Consider the following 18,765-nt stretch of genomic DNA (forward strand, 5'->3'; position numbering starts at 1 on the left):
GGACGTAACGAGCACAGGAAGAATAGACATGACGGTTTTCTATGGGGACAGAGTTTACATTATGGAATTCAAGGTTGTTGAGCTTGAAGGTGAGGAAAAGGCAATTAGCCAACTAAAAGAGAAAAGATATTGGGATAAGTATGCAAATGGGTCAAGGATGGTATATCTTCTTGGGATTGAATTCAGTCGTGAGAGCAGAAACATTGTGGGATTTGATGTTGAAGAAGTAAGGTAAGGAATGAGATGAATAAACTTCCTATAGGGATTCAGAGTTTTGAAGAAATAAGATCGGAAGATTATTACTACGTGGATAAAACTCGCTTTATTGAAAAGCTTGTCTGTGAAGGTAAATATTATTTTCTTTCTCGTCCTCGTCGTTTCGGTAAATCTTTGTTTCTGGACACTCTAAGGCAAGCCTTTCTTGGGAAAAGAGAGCTTTTCAAAGGACTTTATCTTTACGATCACTGGGACTGGAGTAAAAGTTATCCCGTAATTTATATAGACTTTGCTGAAGGGGTTATTGATTCCAAGGATGCACTGTCTAAGACAATTGAGTCGATTCTTCGGAGACACGGTAAGTCTTACGGTATAATCTACGAAGAAGAACTCCTTAATCTTAGATTTAGAGAACTTATAGAAAAGGTTTCGGAAAAGTATGAAAGCAAAGTGGTCGTTCTAATAGACGAATACGACAAACCAATCTTGGACAGGATAGAAGATAAGGAAGCTGCTATTGAGATAAGGGAAGTCCTGAAGAATTTCTACGGTGTATTGAAACCCCTGGATGCCTATCTAAAGTTTGTGTTTATTACTGGAGTATCAAAATTCAGCAAGGTATCTTTATTCAGCGGGTTGAATCAACTTCAGGATATCACCTTAAATCCCCGATATGGAAGCATATGCGGTTATACGCAGGGGGAGTTTGAAGAGGTTTTTTCAGAAAGGCTTTCAGGAGTTGATCTTGAAAAGGTCAGATGCTGGTATGATGGATATTCCTGGCTTGGAGAAAAGGTTTACAATCCCTTCGATATTCTTCTGTATCTTGCCGAAGGAGAATTTCGCCCCTACTGGTTTGAGACAGGAACACCGACGTTTTTGATAAAGCTTATGTTTGAAAACCGGTTTTATCTTCCTGAAGTAGAGACACTTGATGCGGGAGAAAAACTGATAGGGAGCTTTGATATAGATGAGATTTATCCAGAGAATTTGATGTTTCAGACGGGATATTTGACCATAGCCGGCAAGGAATGGAGAGATACAGGGGCTCTTTACTTTTTGAAGTTTCCGAACAAGGAAGTTAGGGTAAGCTTTAACGATCATCTTTTGTCGTATTACACGAAGGCTCCCCGGCAGGTTGAGAGGAACAAAGGGTTTCTTAAGGAAGCTGTAGCAAAGAACGATTTTGATTCGGTCAGGAAGATCTTTCATAGCTTTTTCTCAAGTATTCCACACGATTGGTACAGGCGAAACGACATAGGGGGGTATGAGGGATATTATGCAAGTGTAGTGTATGCCTATTTTTGCGCCAGCGGATTTGATGTGGTGGTGGAAGACGCAACAAGCGCAGGAAAGATAGACATGACAGTTTTCTATGGGGATAAGGTTTACATTATGGAATTCAAGGTTGTTGAGCTGGAGGGGGGGAAGGCCCTTAGTCAGCTAAAAGAAAAGAAATACTGGGAAAAATATGCAGACGGTTCAAGAAAGATATATCTTCTTGGGATTGAATTTAGCCGAGAAAGCAGAAACATTGTGGGTTCTGATGTTGAAGAAGTGTAGTTGCTGATTACATTGCTTCCGTTTCACGATTTTTTCACGTGACTTGTCAGTCTAGAGTGATAGAAAGCTTATAATCAATTAGAATTTTGATATGATAAAGCACAGCAAAATATCAGGGAGGATGTCAATGAGGTTAGCAAAAGTCTTACATATAAGTATCCTTTTTTTGCTGTTCTCTCCTATGTTTTTAATTCCTTTTGTTTTGATAGCGGATGATCACATATACATTAATGGCAGGCTTGAGAATATTAATAAAAACATGCTTGTTTTGAAAGTTCTTGATACCAATAAAGAAATCCCCCTGGCTTCTGACGTTAAGTGGTTGAAACACATAGAAAAAAGTGGGCATATTTACCAAGAACCAGCTTTCTTTAGTGATGCTCAAGTGGGAAAATCGGTCACTGTTAAAATTGTAAAAGGACAGGCTGTGGAAGTTATAATAGAGGAGTATAGAAGATGAGAACTAAAAGCTTGGTTTTTTCGCTTTTTTTTCTGGCTACTGTTCTTTTTTCTATCGAAGCTCATGCACAACCTAATATGAATAGTTATTGTTATGTTCCGCCTTTTGTAATCGGAGAAGGTGCCTCTGCTCCGGCTCTAGTAACACTAGTGGCTGGCAGAGATCATAAGTTGTATTACGAAGCTTACAATGATGCTTCCGATTTGGACGAGGATGGTGAAGTAGATGTTGGATATAAGCATTCCATAGACTATTATGGATATTTCGATCCATATAAATGCTACAAATACCAAGGATCGGGGGGTAGTGCGCTATTTGTTCCTGTTAGAGTAACTAACGACAAATATTGCGGAAACTCTGGTGAATGGAGTGGCAATTTCTTGAACTGGCTTACAATGTCCAGGATGGATGTTTTAAGAAAAGTATTATATGGTGGACATAGAGAAACTGACAGTTCGAATGAAACAGTTCTATCCGGTGCCTACATTCCTCAGGATGCTCATAGCTGGGGAAAGGAAATTAGCGAGATAGCGGGTGAGAGAAGTTATGTCCCAAATATTGATAAACTTGTTCCTATTGGAAAACCAGAAAGTGGAAAACGCCACCTTTTTTGTGTTGTCAGTAAATCAGATGGCGCAGTTCCTGTCATTAGAGTCTTAAAAAATAAGGACAAAAGGATATGGGAATGGACATCAAAGGAAAGACCCGTGTGTGACAATAGTCTTGGTACTCCTTACGACTACTCTGTTAAAGTTAAAGTGTGTGACAAAGATATTGGGCTCGAATCGAACTGCAAAGTATATAAGTATACATCAGGTAACCAGGTATATAGAACATATAAGCCGATAGGATTATTACAAAAATATGGAGAACCAAAAGTTAGCGAAAAGGTATGTTCCAAGTCTTTTTATCCCTGTAAGACAGATGATGATTGTAAAAAATATGAGGGATCTTATAAGGACAATGGACTATGTATAGATAAATCTCAAATGTATTTTGGTTTATTCACCGGGTCATATACTAAAAATACAAGTGGCGGCGTTTTGAGAAAAAATATATGGACGGTATTAGATGAAATTAATAGTCAAACCGGAATATTTCAGACTTCTGAGAATGTTCAAGGGAATATAATTCTCACCTTTGATAGAATGAAAGTTATAGGATTTAGGTATTCTGATTATTCTTATCAGGATTCTTCAGGTGGTACCTGTGGTTGGATTACTGATCATTCTTTGAACGAAGGTGAGTGTCGCATGTGGGGAAATCCTATAGCAGAAATGATGTATGAAGCGCTGAGATACTTAGCAGGAAAAAGTTCTCCAACTTCAGGCTTTACTTATGATGGCACTCAAGATAGCACTATTAATCTTCCTAAACCTTCCTGGGGAATAAATCAAGGTAGCACTACCTACAGTGTCCCACAGCTTTTTCCATGGTGTGCAAAATCTTTTATGATAGTATTAAGTGACATTAACCCAAGCTATGATTCCGACAGTCTCCCTGGTTCGTATTTTGGATCTTTTACTGGAGATTTGAGTGATATGAATGTTCAATCCCTCGCTGATGAAATAACTTCCACCGAAACTATTTCCGGGAATTACTTCATTGGTCAGTCAGGAAGTCAGAATGATTTTGTATGTTCTCCCAAAAATGTTTCTTCATTATCCACAATAAGAGGACTATGTCCTGAAGAACCAACAAAGCAGGGAAGTTATTATTCTGCTGCTGTTTCATATTATGGAAGAACCAAATGGAATGCTAATTTGTCAGATCCTGGACGTCCTAATGTAACTACTTACTCTGTTGCTCTAGCTTCCCCGATTCCAGATATTTCTTTGAAAATTGGTGGTAAAGATGTGAAGATTACACCCTTTGCTAAATCGATAAGTGGTTGTTATAATGTGTATGACAATTGCAGTTCAAAATGTACTATATCAGTGAAAAACGGGAATCTTACTATTTCTTCATGTCAAGCGGGTGCCTTTTGTCCGACCAACCAAATTGTGGATTTTTATGTAGATACAATAAACTATGATTCTAATGGCAATGTTACTTATGCAAAGTTTAGAATAAATTTTGAAGACGTTGAACAAGGGGCAGATCACGATATGGATGCCCTCGTGAACTACGAGATAACCCCTGTGGGAAATAATCAGCTAAAAGTAAAATTGACTTCTGATTATGCTGCAGGTTGTATCGATCAAGTTCTTGGTTTTATAATTTCCGGAACAACTGAAGATGGGCAGTATCTTGTCGTGAAAGATAAAGATGCTAGTCAGGATGGCGATACCCCTTTTATTGTAGCTAATATGCCTCTAACTTGGGAAAAAACCTTTACTGTATCTGGAAATGCTGCCGGTCAACTAAAAGACCCTCTGTGGTATGCTGCTAAATGGGGAGGATTTGATGATATCAACGGAAACAATAAACCCGATCTTCCTGAGGAATGGGACAAAGACGGGAATGGTATTCCCGATACATACTTTAGGGTAACAAATCCTCTTAAGATGGAAGAACAATTAGAGAGTGTATTCATTGACATTCTCCGTAAAGTTTCTTCAGGAACTACCGTCGTAGCACTACCTCCTACTTCAACAACGGCATTCTCTATCCTGGCTAGAACCTATTTCTACCCATCTAAGATCTTGAATAACTCTCAAATAAACTGGGTTGGAGAGCTTGCCACTTTGTGGTTCGATTCAAACGGACTTATGAGAGAAAATACCGATGAAAACGAAGAAAATGAAAAAGAGAAGTTTCTGGATATCAGAAAGGATCTTCCTTTGAGTTTCGTATTTGACTATACACATAATGCCTATGTTGGCATGGTTTATTCTAGTCTAGACTCGGAAGGTAATCCTACTTCGTGTGATGATCACCAGGTTAAACCACTTGAAACTATCATGTCTATTTTCAAATCAGGTGAAATGCTGCTTACGGTCAACCCGAATGATCGGAAAATAAAAACCGGCATTGACTCAGATAACGATGGGAAAATAACTTCCAGTGAAGTAGTGGATTTCACAACCAGTCTTAATAGCACACTGAAGGATTACTGGAACTATGGTGACCTAGAACTAGGTCCTTGTGATGACGATTGTGCTGAATCGGTAATAAAATACATAAGAGGTTACGATAAACCCACTCCTTCAGGGGATTCCTTCAGACTCAGACAGGGAAACAGTTCAATGTTGGATAATCCGAACACCTGGAAGCTTGGCGATACAGTATATTCCACACCAAGGATTGCTCCAAACGCTGCTGTTAATGGATATGATCTTAGATATAATGATTCAACTTACTCTGCTTTCATAAAAAATACTATCAAGAACCAAGATCCTCTCATTATTATGGGAGCAAATGATGGCATGGTTCATGCTTTCAGGCTTGGTAAGATGGACGATATACTACCCCCAACATACAATAACGGGGGTAAACAGGTAACGAAGTTGAGCTCGGATCAGCCTGTTGGGCAGGAAGTGTGGAATTATATCCCTTATAATGCGATCCCCTATCTACGCTGGTATTGTCAGGAAAATTACTGCCACATTCCCACGCTTGAAACGACTTTTACAATACTTGATGCTTCAATTGGAGATCCTGGAGGTCCTCAAAATCCGAATGCAGATAAGACAGTAGCTTCATGGCGCCGTCTTCTCATTGCTCAGATGGGGCTTGGCGGTTCTAAGATCACTATTGGCGAGGGTGATAATCAAAAGACTTTCAGCTCTTCTATTATCGTTATAGATATTACAGATCATTTGAATCCGGTATTACTTTGGGAACAACCTCTTCCTGACAATACTCTTACCTTCGCCACTCCAGGTATTGTGAGACTAGGAGACAGAGATAAAAATGGTAGCTGGTATCTTGTAATAGGAAGTGGTCCTACTGGTATAACTACAACAACTCTGTCCTATCCAGTATCTCCTAACATTTATGTTTTCGATTTAAAGACAGGTGAAATGAAGGCTTCTTTCTCACTAAGTAGCGTCGGCGTTTCTAATCAAGCAGTCGGTGACATGCTTTCTACAGATTTAGACCTTCCAGCGGGAGACTATCAGGTAGATGATATCTATTTTGGAACCTATAACGATTCCCAAGGGGATCTCTGGCGATTGAGAATTAGAAATGGAAGTGGATACGAGACAGACCCGACCAAATGGGCAATTAGTAAAGTAATTGATGTAGGAAGACCTGTTTTTGCGGCTCCTGCAGTGGCTCACGATAGGCGAGATGTAAGATGGCTTTACTTTGGGACAGGCATATACTTGACGACTTCTCATGCAAACCCCACGAACGAAAAGTTTTTTGGCGTCATAGAACCTGATGAATGCTGGAAAGGGACTGGGACTTGTAGCACAGTGATTGAATCGAATCTTCTTGATACCACCAGTGCAACGTTTGGGCAAGGCAAAGCGGTAAGCTATGTCTGTCAGTGTCCTGGAGGAATTACGGTTAGTAAAGGATCCTGTTACGTGGATAACAATAATCAAATTGTGTGTCCACCATGCCCTAGCGGCACTCAGGTTATAACCGAAATCCGTGATGCGGTTCTTACTACAGAAGCAACAGAAATTAGTGGCTGCAATAACAAAACAAAAGACGAAGCTATAAAATGTATTGAAGATACTATTTATAAATATGATGAAAGCACGGGAAAGATGAATTACTACTTTAGAGGCTGGCAGAGGTTACTTTCTCAGAAAAAGCTGTATTCATCTCCTGTTGTAACTGGAGGTGCGGTTATCGCAACTCCTTTCAAGCCTGTAGATGATATATGTGCTTCTGGCGGTAGCACATATTTTCTTGCCGTTTATTACACAACAGGAACTCCCTATTATCAGCCTATCATAAAAGCTGAGGGTGGGACGACCGGTGAGATAGATAATGTGGCCGTAGTGGTGGAAGTTGAATTGGCTAAAGGAGCTCCTCCAACTAAGTCTAGTGTTGTTTTGAGACAGCAGGGTGATAAAGTTACCGCCGTAACCCAGGTAAGTGGTGCACCTATTTCCACAGAAGTCACGCAACCAAACCCAATTAAGGATAAGTTTATCCACTGGTTTGCCAAGTAGAGGAACTGACGAAATGAAGGTGAATAAAAATAGAATTTCTCTGCAGGACGAAATTGCTTTTTCCCTTGTTGAACTTTTGGTTGTTATTGCCATAGTGGCGATTGTGGCAAGTTTATCGACTTATGCTATGAGCGTTTACCGGAATTCATTAACATCCAAGCTGAGAGACGATATGTTGAACGCCTTGGAAAGAGCAAGATTCCTTTCTATGGCTTCTGTGCCCCACGGGGTAGAATGCACATCTAGCGAATTTAGAATAGTTGGGCTTAAAGATGGGCGGTGCAGTAATAACAATGACCCTTGTTATTCAGATAGTGATTGTGGTGGTAATTTATGCCAACCTGGAGATTACATTAAAACTTCTGATGAAAATGACGAATCTTATCGAATTACTTTTGAGCATAGAAAAATACCCTCCGGATATTCCCTGTGCTGCACCTCTTCTTGCCCCAGTAGCTATATAATATGGTTTGACAGAAGGGGAATTCCTAGAGACTATTCATGGGGACTTGGAATGACAACAGTGACAATAAAATACTCTGGTTCTGATGTCGCAAGTATTATTATAAGTCCTGCAGGAAGGATCCAATATGAAAGAAGGTAGAGAAATTAGCGGTTTTACCCTTTTGGAAGTTTTGGTTGCAATGTTATTTTTTATGCTTTGTTCCGTAGGGCTTCTTGCCTTTACGATGACAAGCATCGGTGAGAGGAAGTCTATTGAGAGAAGAAGTTTTGCGTATAATATGATAGATGATGTTATTGAGCGCCTTAGGGGCCTTCCAGTAGAACAGGGTGCCCAGTTAAGCCAGCTTGTTAGACCTAGTTCAGCTCATGAAGATGAATACTTTAAATATGACGAAGGTAAAATAAAAACTTGTAGTGGTGGTAACATAGTAGATACCTGGACGTTGATAAATCCCCTCGGTAACGGCAATTTGTATCTATACGATTCCAACCATAATGGACAGATTGATAGCGGTGAAATTAATTCTACAGCTAATTCTCAAATTGATCATCCATCATCTGGCAACGATTACTCAGCTATTATTCCGATTAGGAAGGATGCTAGTGGAACTACTTACTATTCTGTATGGACTGTGCGATACTTCCCCTGCGGTTTTCAATCTCAGGTTAAAATATTTGCTGCAGTTTACTGGATTGAACCTGAACCGACCGAATCAGAGTCTTCCGCAGTGGTGAGCAAAATAAATAGCGGCGTTTATAAATTAAAACGTGTTACTACTGTTACAGACAGAGTCTATGGAGTATCGCGATGAGAAACAAAAAATTTGGTCTAAATGGCTTTTCTCTGGTTGAGCTACTTGCAGCTATAGCTTTAGTTTCGATTGTTCTTGCTATTGTGTTTCCCCAGTTTGCTTCCATTTTGAAACATTCAACATCCACAAGAAAAGTGGCGAAAACCCAGTCCGATTTATTTGCCGACCTTGAATATATATTTAAAGAAATATCGTTGGCTGGTTATGGCTTGCCTGTTTCTAGAGATAATTTGTCAAGATCGTGGTGTGTAAGAGAAGGTCATTCGGCTGTTGTTGTTGAAAGCACAGGTAATGCTAGCGAAAGTTTGATTATTTATAGTGCAGGAGTAGGAAATAGAAAGGGTAGAGGACGTTGGGGAATTGTTGATGTTAACAGTGGATCGTTATCATTGTTTGGTGTATCTGGCATGTTACCACCTACAAGTAATAGCTATGTTATGATTATAGATACAGCAGATGCGTCGCTTAGAAAACTTGGAGTTTTCAAAGTATCAAACAACGGTCTTGCTACAATAAAAAAATATGTTTCCGATGAAGTTCTTACTAATAAAATAGCTTACTGGATACCAACTGCGTCGAGTTCAGAAATATACGAATGTTACGAGTCTCAATTTTATATTGAATCGTATTCTTCTGACAAACCTCAAATATGTGCAAATAGCACGTCTGTTCTAGTGAAAGATCAAGATCCGCCTGATGGTGGAGTGGGTAAAGCACCCATTCTTGACTGTGTTAAAGACTTAAGGTTTCGATTAGGTTGTGTTGATTATAATACTGGAAGCGTTAACTGGAGAACTTCATGCAGAGCTTCTGAAGTTCCTAAAATGGTTAGAGTGGGAATGGTTGTTCAAGCCAGCGGTAGAGAAAAAGATATCGTGTTTCCCCATAGTAGCTTAAGTCTTTTTAGTAGTCTCGGATCTAATAGCATTGTTATTAGCCTGACGGAAGATGAGAGGTATTACAGATGGACTACAGTAGAAAAAACAATTTTTATTCCGAACGTGGAATAGCTCTCCTTACTACGCTTATGGTTGCTATCGGTGCCGCTGCTCTTATTGCGGGTATCTATTATATGCTCAAAGGGACTTTAAGAATTTCCGGTTTTAGCAGGCAGTTTAGTTCTGCTCAGGAAGCCGCTTTTGGGGGCGTTGAACATGGTTTAGTTGTTGTTAAAAGGGCGATCGCTGGTGATGATAGTGATGCACTAAGTGATCTGGGAGTTCCTTCTTCAGTATCCGTAGAAGGGCTAAGATTATGTAATATTAATTCTCCCGTGAATTTTCGTGTAGAAACCCCAAAAGACTTTGGTGGAAGTAGTTTTAATATAAACATAACGATCCAATGTGTTGGATATGTTCCTATTCCTGGATCATCTGAAAGTCTTGTTTTTCCACCTCCACCAACCGGAATAGGCGGCGGCGGCGGAAGTAAATCATTTTATGTCGTTTATGTCGTTAGATCTATTGCAAAAGATACTACCACTAACTTGATGGCAGATGTTGAGGGGTTGTATCGTATATCAAGGTAATTTGAGGGTGTTCTAAAACTTCCCTTATGGGGTGGCGGAACATAGAAAAGGCAGGGACGAAACTAAGCTTCGAAGACCTTCCCAGACTCAGGTAGCTAAAAACAACGTCAATATATGATTCACCACACTGTAGGGGCGACGCATGCGTCGCCCCTACAATTCTATTACGGAGTTTTTAGAACACCCTCAGATAATTTTGTTGAGTTTTTACCATATCTCATTTTAGTATCCATTCTGCGAAGTGGGAGTAATGTGGCAGTTGATAGAATTTTTTCTTATCAACCACTTATCCTATGTCTTTCCCTAAATAAAACAAGTAGTGTTGGTTAACTTGGTTACGTTACCTTTTTCACAGCTTCTGGCACATAAGGAGCAAACTTCTCAAAGTTTGCTCTAAACCGCTTTTTAAGCGCCTCCGCCGACGATGCGTAAGCATCTCTATTTTTCCACATTCTGTCTGGGTGAAGAATTTCTTCGGGGATATCTGGACATCGCTCCGGCACAAAAAGTCCAAAGTATGGTTCCGGGTGAAAATTAACCGAAGAAAGTTCCCCATTTAATGCCGCCTTTACCATACGGCGAGTTAACCCGATAGGGATACGTTCTCCTATCCCGTAAGGTCCTTTGATCCAGCCAGTATTTACAAGCCAGCAACGAGGCTTATAGCGATTGATCCGGTTTCCCAATTGTTCAGCATATCTTATGGGCGAAAGAATCATAAAGGGAGCACCAAAACAGGTGCTGAATGTTGCTACTGGCTCCACTATGCCAGCTTCAGTCCCTGCTACCTTGGCAGTGTATCCAGAAAGGAAGTAGTAAATAGCCTGTTCAGGAGTAAGAAGCGCTATCGGTGGAAGGACCCCAAAAGCGTCGCAGGTCAGCATAATTAAATCCAATGGATGATCCGCCACGCCACTGCTCCAGATCTGCTCAATAGATACAAGTGGATAGGACGCTCTGGTGTTTTCAGTGATGCTATCGTCGTCTAAATCAACTACTCTGCTTTTTTTATCGTAAATCACATTTTCCAGAATGGTTCCAAAGCTTTTCGTGCACCGGTAAATGAGAGGTTCAGCCTCTTCAGAAAGTCGAATTACTTTTGCATAGCATCCACCTTCAAAATTGAAGACTCCGTAATGGCTCCAGCCGTGTTCGTCGTCCCCAATAAGAAATCTATCAGGATCCGAAGAAAGACTGGTCTTACCTGTTCCCGAAAGCCCAAAGAAAAGCGCAACCTTTCCATCTTTCCCTACGTTTGCCGCACAGTGCATGGGAAATACTTTGTGTTTTGGCATGAAGTAATTCATCACTGTGAAAACCGCTTTTTTTATTTCGCCCCCGTATCCTGTCCCACCGATCAGGATTATTCTTTTTGCAAGATGGATGATTATAAAAGCCTCCGAAACAGTCCCGTCCAGCTCCGGGCAGGCTTCAAAGTCTGGCACAGAGATGATCAGAAAAGGGTCACTTCCGAGTTCACTATCAATTTCATTCTCCTCGTTTTGTATTCTGAGAAACATGTTGTATGCAAACAGACTCTGCCATGCCTTCTCTGTCACTACCCGTAACCTTAATCTGTATTGGGGATCTGCTCCAACAGCGCAATCTTGAACAAAAAGCTCTTTTCCTTCAAGATAAGCTATAACGCTTCGGAAAAGCCGGTTGAATTTTTCTTCTTCAAAGGGCTGATTTATTTCTCCCCACCAAATATCAGCTTCCGATGATGGCTCTCTAACGATGAACCTGTCTCTGGGCGTCCTTCCCGTGTATTTTCCCGTTCTTACAGCCAGTGCTCCACCATAAGTAATTGTGCCTTCCGATCGTCTTACAGCGTGTTCGTAAAGGGCTGGCGGGGGGAGGTTGAGGTGTATGGCGGCTATGCGTCTAAATCCCAACTTGGTCAAATATTGTTCCTCATCCTTTGCGTTTTCCATGGCGGAATTATCCCCTAACGTAAAAGTTTTTCGATATTTATTACAGCTTCAATGAGATTGCTAGCTAGATGATATTCACCTTTTGGTAGGATCTTGCTAATATCTGGTGAGTCATTTCTACAGAGCATAATGCCCCGGCATCCTGCTCTGCTGGCTGCTTCCATGTCGGATATTCTGTCTCCAATGAAAAAACTCCTATCTGGAGACAGTCCCAGCACGTTAAGTATAAAAAGGATCATTTCTGGAGATGGTTTCCTGCACAGGCAGGAATCTGAAGGATGGTGAGGACAGTAAACCGCCGCTGAGAAATGAATATTGTGATGAGCAAAAGTTTCAGCGATTTTTCTGTGAATATCCCAGAAGTCCTCAAAAGAAATGTAGCCTCGACCTATACCGGACTGGTTGCTTACTATAACAAGCCTTGCGCCAAGACCGCAGGCTCTTCTTAACCCCTCCACGGCGTCAGGATAAATTATAACATCTTCCCATTTTCTCACAAAGTCCGGACTATCCCGGTTAATGACACCATCCCGGTCAAGAAACAAAATAAACTTTTCTTTATTTTTTCTCGCTTCTTGCGAAAACCATGCTATCATTAAAGTTTTGATTAATTGCTAAGGAAAAAGGCCAATGCCTTATTGTAATTTTCTTGCTGAACAAATTCTAAACCTGCTCTTTGATGCCCAGTATGCCGCACAATGCCCAATTGCCTGATGATGGATCTCCTGTGGTCCCTTAATTCGAAATTTACATACACTATGTCTCCAATTTTGAGCATTTTCACAAGTGGTGATCTGAAGCAAAGCCCACCAAAAGAGAGATTTTCCACAACCATTGAATATTCACGATCATCACCTTCGCGCCAGCACTTTCCATAAAGCATAACAGGTTTTCGGTAATGCATCCTCATATCAACGATTACATGAAATTTGTTTCCACAAGGGCATTTCACCAATAAATTTCTATTTTCGGCGCAACCTGGAGGTATTTTCCCGATCTTTCCACAACGATTACAAACAACCAGTGTGCCTTTTTTGGGGTCTATTCTGGCTTTTTTGATCTCGATGGGACTCATTTTGTAACCCCTTTTTGATGTTTTTGATGTCTTTCTATACATTTAACATTCTAACATCCTAAGAACGAAAATCTAGCTAAATTTTTGAGAAATGGCGACGATATCAAAAAGATGTTCGAAAAATTCCCTTATGGTGTAGTAAGGTAGCGTAAACCATAAAAACACAGGTATTAAACTCAACTTGGAAGACCTTTCTGGATTTAGGCAACTAATAAACGACCAAATATATGATCCAGCAGATAAATGTAGGGGCGACGCATGCGTCGCCCCTACGATATGATAACCAGGAATGTTATTACCACGATCTTTTTTGACCACCCTTACATCTTGTTATACAATTATAAAGATTGTATTAAACTCACGGAGTCCTTTATTTGCCCCTTTTGTATCTATGGGGAATGGGGGCGCTTTTTGGACTCTTTTTAGAAGAGTCTTGTGAATATTCAATAGAAGCGAGGTAATTTTGGGTATTGATTATGCTTGAAGAATTTGAGCGTATCATCGGCTATACCTTTAATAACAAAGATTTGCTGAATGAAGCCCTTACTCACCGGTCTTTTGCCTACGAATGCCTGGAAGCAGGGCGGGTAAGAAGAGATAACGAAAGACTGGAATTTCTCGGAGATGCTGTTCTAGATCTAGCCGTCAGCCATTTTTTATGGCATCGCTATCCACATTATTCTGAAGGGGAACTATCTCGCCTTAGATCTGCTATTGTCTGCGAAGATGAACTTGCACGACTTGCTGAAAGACTTCACCTGGGAAACTATCTGATTCTGGGAAAAGGCGAGGAGCAAACAGGAGGAAGACACAAGCCATCAATACTCTCTGGTGCTGTTGAAGCTGTTCTTGGGGCGATCTATCTTGACGGTGGCCTGGATGTGGTAATGCGTTTTGTGGAAACACATTTTTTGCCCTTTCTTGAAGCAATTTCCGATAAAGATCCTCTCAGTAAACTTGATCGAGACTACAAGACAAAACTTCAGGAATGGATGCAGGGAACTTTTAAGCAAACGCCTGTTTACCGTATTGATCGAGAAGAAGGACCTGATCATGCCAAGACCTTTTATGTGAGTGTTCTTATGGGCGAAAAGGTGCTGGCGCGCGGGAGGGGACGTTCCAAAAAAGAAGCCCAGCAGAAAGCGGCTCAGGTGGCTTATATGAAGCTTACCGGAAAGAAAGTTTCTGACGGTAGCCAGGAGTCTCAGGAAATATCTGAAGAGAACAGACAGTTCAAATGAGGATTTATCCTATTTTTTTGCCTTTCTACGGTTGTCCTTCACGGTGTGTGTATTGTGACCAAACTGTAAACACGCTCGAAAAGCCCCCCAGCAGGGAAGAAATACTGCAGGATATAAAAGATCGTCTTGAGGCTCTCAAAGAGGCGGTTTTGAAAAGTAAATCTCCCGGTGAGGTTGCCTTTTATGGCGGCACTTTTACGGCTCTTCCAGTGGAGACGCTTTCTGAAATTGTTGAAATGCTTCAGCCCATGATCCGTGAAGGCATTTTTACAGGGGTGCGCTGTTCCACAAGACCAGATGCGGTAAGTGTAGAAAAGCTCGAGGTACTTAAATCTATCCCTGTCACAATGATAGAACTGGGAGTTCAATCGCTGGATGATCATCTTTTGAGAATCATAAGGCGAGGCTACACATCAAGGGTCGTAGATGAAGCAGTGCAGATTATAAAATCTTTTGGATGGAAAGTGGGGCTTCAGCTTATGGTGGGTCTTCCCGGTGAAAGTCGGGAGCTTTTTCTGGAAACAGTGAGAAAGGCCATATCCCTAGTCCCTGATGGATTGCGATTCTATCCTTTGCTGGTTTTCCCCGACACAGTTCTCGCCAGGTGGTATCGTGAGGGGTTTTTTAAGCCTCTTTCTCTTAAAGAGGCTATTTTGTGGTGTGCAGAAGCTCTCTTGATGTGTGAAGATGCTGGCATTCCTGTGATGCGTATAGGTCTTCAGGCAAATTCGGCTCTGGATGGTGGATCTGTTCTTGCTGGTCCCTATCATCCGGCTTTTGGATTTTTTGTTCGAGTCCACTGGTGGCGGCTTGTAGTGAACAGAGAAATTTCGCGCCTCGGCGTGGGTGAGGGCGCTAGAGTGCTCCTCTCTGTTCCTCGAAGGTTTCTTTACGAATGCTGTGGTCCTCAAAACATTAACCGCCGCTTCTGGATTAAAAGGTGGAATTTAGCCGAATTAGATGTTAAATTCTTTCTCCCTGAAAACAATGTCATAGATAGAGCCTTTTCCATAGACTTGTTCTTATAGGTTCAATTGAGCTTCATGTGAGAATTCATGACAAAATAACTCTTGCTAATTTCCAGAACACACCACCATCTGACATATTTTGTCGGAAAAAGGACGTAAAGTGGCAGTATGGGAATTAAAAACACCTCTATTGACGGGCAGGTCGAAATTGTAAGATTATGATCTTACAGTAATTTTCTAAATTGCGTTTTCTTTCTTCGTATGGCATTAAATTTGCCCTAAGGACAAAGCAAGTTGTTTTATGTAAAGGTTAGATGTAAAAAAATAAAAAGTCTGAAGGAGGTTTAGTTATGAGGAATTCAAAAGGTTTTACGTTGATTGAGCTTTTAGTCGTTGTGGCGATTATTGCCATTCTTGCAGCTATTGCCGTGCCGCAATACATGAAATACACGGCAAACGCAAGACTATCGAACGTCCAGAATCTTACAAAAAGTCTTGCAAACCTTGCTATTGGGTTAGGGGCTACTGCTGTGCAGAATGTCGATCCTAATTGTGCTTACGACAATACATTTGGTATTATTTATAGTGATAGTATGTTGATTGCTCAAGGGGATGCTAATGGCACAACTACTGATTGTGATAGAGTGAGAGCGTTTTCAACCCCTCCTGGATGGCTTAGTGCGATTCAGATTGATGGGCTTACAGTAGAGATTCAGGGTAGTCAAGTTGTAATAAGCAATGGAAGTATTGTAGTGCTGTCTAATTATGTTATTAGTGGCACCGATAAGTTTGGTTGTGCCTATGATGGGGTAAGTCATGTTCTTACAGATCCAACAACTCCTTCAGGTTATTATTGCCGCATTCCATAAAGTATAGTGAGTTGTTAGCTTAGATTTTAATGGTAGCTTCCTAGCGATAGGGGGAGCTACCATTTTTGTATAAAAAAGGAGTTTTTATGAGCCAGCAACGAGGCTTTTCTCTTATAGAACTCCTGGTTGTTATGGCAATCATTGCTATCCTGGCTGCTGTTGGAACTACTCAGTATATGAAATATATTGCCAACTCCCGCTATGCCAGGCTTGAAAGCACTCTGAAGCAAATGATGCTTGTGGCTGAGGATTTTTATAGTGAATTTAACAGATATCCTAATGGTGTCTGCGATGCAACTGCATCAAGTGTTGATAAGGTATGTTGGGTTGATGCTTCCGGTTCTATAGTAACTTCTTCAGGTAGTTACAGTTTTAAGATTCCTCCGCTTGTAAGGATTACTTTTACACCAGCCGGATCGGCTTCAATCCAAATTACGTTGGAAAGTTCTTCTAAGGTTCTGCGAAATTTTGCAAAAAATGGTGGTGCTAAGCTGGTGTTTGATTCCAGAACATCAACCAGTGATATTGCCTGTTATGATGATGAAATCCACGGTAAGGGTGGAGCAACAGGTTGTCCATAATGAAAAAGCATTTGATTTTTGGATGGGTTTCTATCCCTATTCTTGGAATTCTTGCTTATTTATGCACTTTTAAGATTGGTTTTGTCTGGGACGACTACATATACATCCAACAGCAACTTGCGTCCATTAGAGAATTTAGTTTTTTTGAAGGGCTGAAAAAGTATGTATATTTTCGCCCAACGATAACTGTTTTTTCCCTGATTGATTATACTATATGGCACCGTAATGCTCTGGGGTATCATATTACCAATATCACCTTTCATCTGTTAAATTCGCTCCTTGTTGCTCTTTTAGCTCACAGGCTTTTACTAATTCACTACGACAGCAAATCTTCCAGCATTCCCTGGATCGCAGGACTCCTGTTTGCACTTCACCCAATTCACACTGAGTCGGTTAACTGGATTGAAGGAAGAACCGATTTGATATGCACGACCTTCTTCCTGCTCGCCATAATATCTTACATTGAATTCAGGTCTAAGAAGTCCTGGGCTGCCCTGGTTTCTTTTCTGATTTTTACCGTTTTTACAATGGCTGCAAAAGAGCCGGGAGTAATGGTTCCTGTGGTGGTGATGGCTTATGAGTTTGTTTATGCCAGAGAACGACGAATTATCATTGCTGTTGTCGCAGTGTGTTCTCTTCTTTTTGGGGCAGTTGTAGCTGCAAGAAGCCATATCATTAAAAATTTGCTTCTTCCTTTTCTTTCTCATCACAGTCTTACCGAACTTATTCGTCTGGGAATAGTGTCTTACGGATTCTATCTCAGAAAAATATTCTGGCCCCTGCCGTTAAATTTCTTCATTGGTGAACTGCCCGAAGGGGTTCTATTTTTTGTCTTTAGCCTGATATCTCTTATCGGATTGCTAGTTCTAGCAGTGGTGTTAAGAAAAAGATATTCTTTGATCTCCTTTTTCATTCTATGGTGGCTTATAACTATTCTGCCTCATGAGGTTATTCTATTGGGCGGAAGTGCTGTAACTCCTGTAGCTGAAAGATACCTTTATCTTCCTTCCGTGGCTTTTGCCATAGTTGTTGCCGTCTTTATAATGAGCATACCCGCTACGGCTGTGAGATGGGTATTGGTTCTGGTTTTGGTGGTTTTTTACGGCGTGGTTACGTTTCACAGAACGATGATATGGACTGATGGAGAAAAACTCTGGGGTGATACTGTCAGGAAGTCTCCCGATTTTGCTTTGCCTTACCAGTGGTATGGAAACGCTCTATACGAAAAGGGAAAGGTTCAGGAAGCGATGGATGTATGGAAAAGAGCTCTCGATTGTCCCTATATGACCGGTAAAGGCATGGACGTAACTGGAGCAGATTCTAAGTTCAGGAAAAGCCTTTTTCATACTTCGCTGGCTCTCGGGTATATCAATATTGGTGATGATGAAACCGCTCGCTACCATCTATTTCAATCAACCGAGTTGTTTGCAAACTACCATTCTTATTTCCTTTTGGGAATGATTGAAAGAAGAGCGGCAGAAAGAGCGGAAAGTGAGGAATTCAAGAAAGAACATCTTTCAAGGGCTCTAGTGTATTTAGACATTTCGGTTCAGCTTAATCCATCCTTTCAGGAAGCCGTATATTTTCTCGCACTAACAGAGGCTGAAACGGGTCATTATCTTGAAGCTATGGAACACTTCAAGGCGGCTTTAGAGCTTGATCCCAGAACTCCAATTGCAATTCAAGCCGCCCTGGAACTTAACAAGTTAAGATCCAGGGCATATACGCCAGTTCAGTAAGAAACTGAGCTAATCACAGAGACGCAGAGAGAATAGAGGAAGCACAGAGAAAATAGCAAGCCGGTCTTCAAAACCCCTTGACAGTTTCGCCAAAATTTTCTAATAGAGAGACGCAACACGCGGAACTTACCTACCCCCGGCGGGTAGGAAGTGGGCGGGTAGCTCAGCGGGAGAGCATCGGCCTTACAAGCCGGGGGTCACAGGTTCGAGTCCTGTTCCGCCCACCAGGACAGAGATAA

At 41.1% G+C, this 18,765-nt stretch carries 16 protein-coding genes and 1 tRNA gene; 14 read left to right on the top strand and 3 right to left on the bottom strand.

The genetic code is table 11. The features are described 5' to 3' along the window. From WHS38_11005 to WHS38_11040, 8 genes are all read left to right on the top strand, one after another. On the top strand, positions 1-235 hold a 235-nt coding region (locus WHS38_11005; GenBank protein MEJ5301505.1), incomplete at its 5' end, for a PD-(D/E)XK nuclease domain-containing protein. A gap of 8 nt (positions 236-243) precedes the next feature. Beyond that, the gene (locus tag WHS38_11010) at positions 244-1,779 is read left to right on the top strand and encodes an AAA family ATPase (GenBank protein MEJ5301506.1); all 1,536 of its coding nucleotides are present in this window, start codon (positions 244-246) and stop codon (positions 1,777-1,779) included. 127 nt (positions 1,780-1,906) lie between these two features. After that, a complete protein-coding gene (locus tag WHS38_11015) occupies positions 1,907-2,239 on the top strand; it encodes a hypothetical protein (protein MEJ5301507.1) in 333 nt (110 codons plus the stop codon). Continuing rightward, positions 2,236-7,314: a hypothetical protein gene (locus tag WHS38_11020; GenBank protein MEJ5301508.1), complete on the top strand. Its 5,079-nt coding sequence runs from the start codon at positions 2,236-2,238 to the stop codon at positions 7,312-7,314. The genes WHS38_11015 and WHS38_11020 overlap by 4 nt, the downstream gene beginning before the upstream one ends. Positions 7,315-7,327: 13 nt before the next feature. Then, positions 7,328-7,918 (top strand): prepilin-type N-terminal cleavage/methylation domain-containing protein, encoded by a 591-nt coding sequence (locus WHS38_11025; GenBank protein MEJ5301509.1) that lies wholly within the window; start codon positions 7,328-7,330, stop codon positions 7,916-7,918. After that, the gene (locus WHS38_11030; GenBank protein ID MEJ5301510.1) at positions 7,905-8,591 is read left to right on the top strand and encodes a hypothetical protein; all 687 of its coding nucleotides are present in this window, start codon (positions 7,905-7,907) and stop codon (positions 8,589-8,591) included. The genes WHS38_11025 and WHS38_11030 overlap by 14 nt, the downstream gene beginning before the upstream one ends. Further along, the gene (locus tag WHS38_11035) at positions 8,588-9,601 is read left to right on the top strand and encodes a type II secretion system protein (GenBank protein MEJ5301511.1); all 1,014 of its coding nucleotides are present in this window, start codon (positions 8,588-8,590) and stop codon (positions 9,599-9,601) included. Before WHS38_11030 ends, WHS38_11035 begins: the two co-directional genes overlap by 4 nt. Further along, positions 9,556-10,119, top strand: a complete 564-nt coding sequence (locus tag WHS38_11040) for a hypothetical protein (GenBank protein MEJ5301512.1) — start codon at positions 9,556-9,558, stop codon at positions 10,117-10,119. Before WHS38_11035 ends, WHS38_11040 begins: the two co-directional genes overlap by 46 nt. Before the next feature lie 335 nt (positions 10,120-10,454). Here WHS38_11040 and pckA read toward each other — a convergent pair whose 3' ends face one another. Genes pckA through WHS38_11055 form a run of 3 tightly spaced genes read right to left on the bottom strand, consistent with a single transcriptional unit; the run spans position 10,455 to position 13,128 of the window. Next, on the bottom strand, positions 10,455-12,053 hold the full coding sequence (gene pckA / locus WHS38_11045) for a phosphoenolpyruvate carboxykinase (ATP) (GenBank protein ID MEJ5301513.1): 1,599 nt from the start codon (positions 12,051-12,053) through the stop codon (positions 10,455-10,457). A gap of 14 nt (positions 12,054-12,067) precedes the next feature. Continuing rightward, positions 12,068-12,649 (bottom strand): HAD family hydrolase, encoded by a 582-nt coding sequence (locus WHS38_11050; protein MEJ5301514.1) that lies wholly within the window; start codon positions 12,647-12,649, stop codon positions 12,068-12,070. A gap of 11 nt (positions 12,650-12,660) precedes the next feature. Then, a complete protein-coding gene (locus WHS38_11055) occupies positions 12,661-13,128 on the bottom strand; it encodes a PilZ domain-containing protein (GenBank protein MEJ5301515.1) in 468 nt (155 codons plus the stop codon). A gap of 476 nt (positions 13,129-13,604) precedes the next feature. On the opposite strand from WHS38_11055, the gene rnc reads away from it, so the two are divergent. From rnc to WHS38_11085, 6 genes are all read left to right on the top strand, one after another. Beyond that, on the top strand, positions 13,605-14,369 hold the full coding sequence (rnc, locus tag WHS38_11060; GenBank protein MEJ5301516.1) for a ribonuclease III: 765 nt from the start codon (positions 13,605-13,607) through the stop codon (positions 14,367-14,369). Further along, complete coding sequence (locus WHS38_11065; protein MEJ5301517.1) at positions 14,366-15,397, top strand: radical SAM protein; 1,032 nt, start codon at positions 14,366-14,368, stop codon at positions 15,395-15,397. Before rnc ends, WHS38_11065 begins: the two co-directional genes overlap by 4 nt. Positions 15,398-15,687: 290 nt before the next feature. Continuing rightward, positions 15,688-16,206: a prepilin-type N-terminal cleavage/methylation domain-containing protein gene (locus WHS38_11070; GenBank protein ID MEJ5301518.1), complete on the top strand. Its 519-nt coding sequence runs from the start codon at positions 15,688-15,690 to the stop codon at positions 16,204-16,206. A gap of 86 nt (positions 16,207-16,292) precedes the next feature. Then, on the top strand, positions 16,293-16,787 hold the full coding sequence (locus WHS38_11075) for a prepilin-type N-terminal cleavage/methylation domain-containing protein (GenBank protein ID MEJ5301519.1): 495 nt from the start codon (positions 16,293-16,295) through the stop codon (positions 16,785-16,787). Continuing rightward, positions 16,787-18,526 (top strand): hypothetical protein, encoded by a 1,740-nt coding sequence (locus WHS38_11080; protein ID MEJ5301520.1) that lies wholly within the window; start codon positions 16,787-16,789, stop codon positions 18,524-18,526. Before WHS38_11075 ends, WHS38_11080 begins: the two co-directional genes overlap by 1 nt. A 152-nt stretch (positions 18,527-18,678) precedes the next feature. Continuing rightward, a tRNA-Val gene (locus WHS38_11085) sits at positions 18,679-18,753 on the top strand. Positions 18,754-18,765: the final 12 nt, after the last annotated feature.

Source organism: Thermodesulforhabdaceae bacterium, assembly GCA_037482015.1.
Taxonomy (GTDB): Bacteria; Desulfobacterota; Syntrophobacteria; order Syntrophobacterales; family Thermodesulforhabdaceae; genus JAOACS01.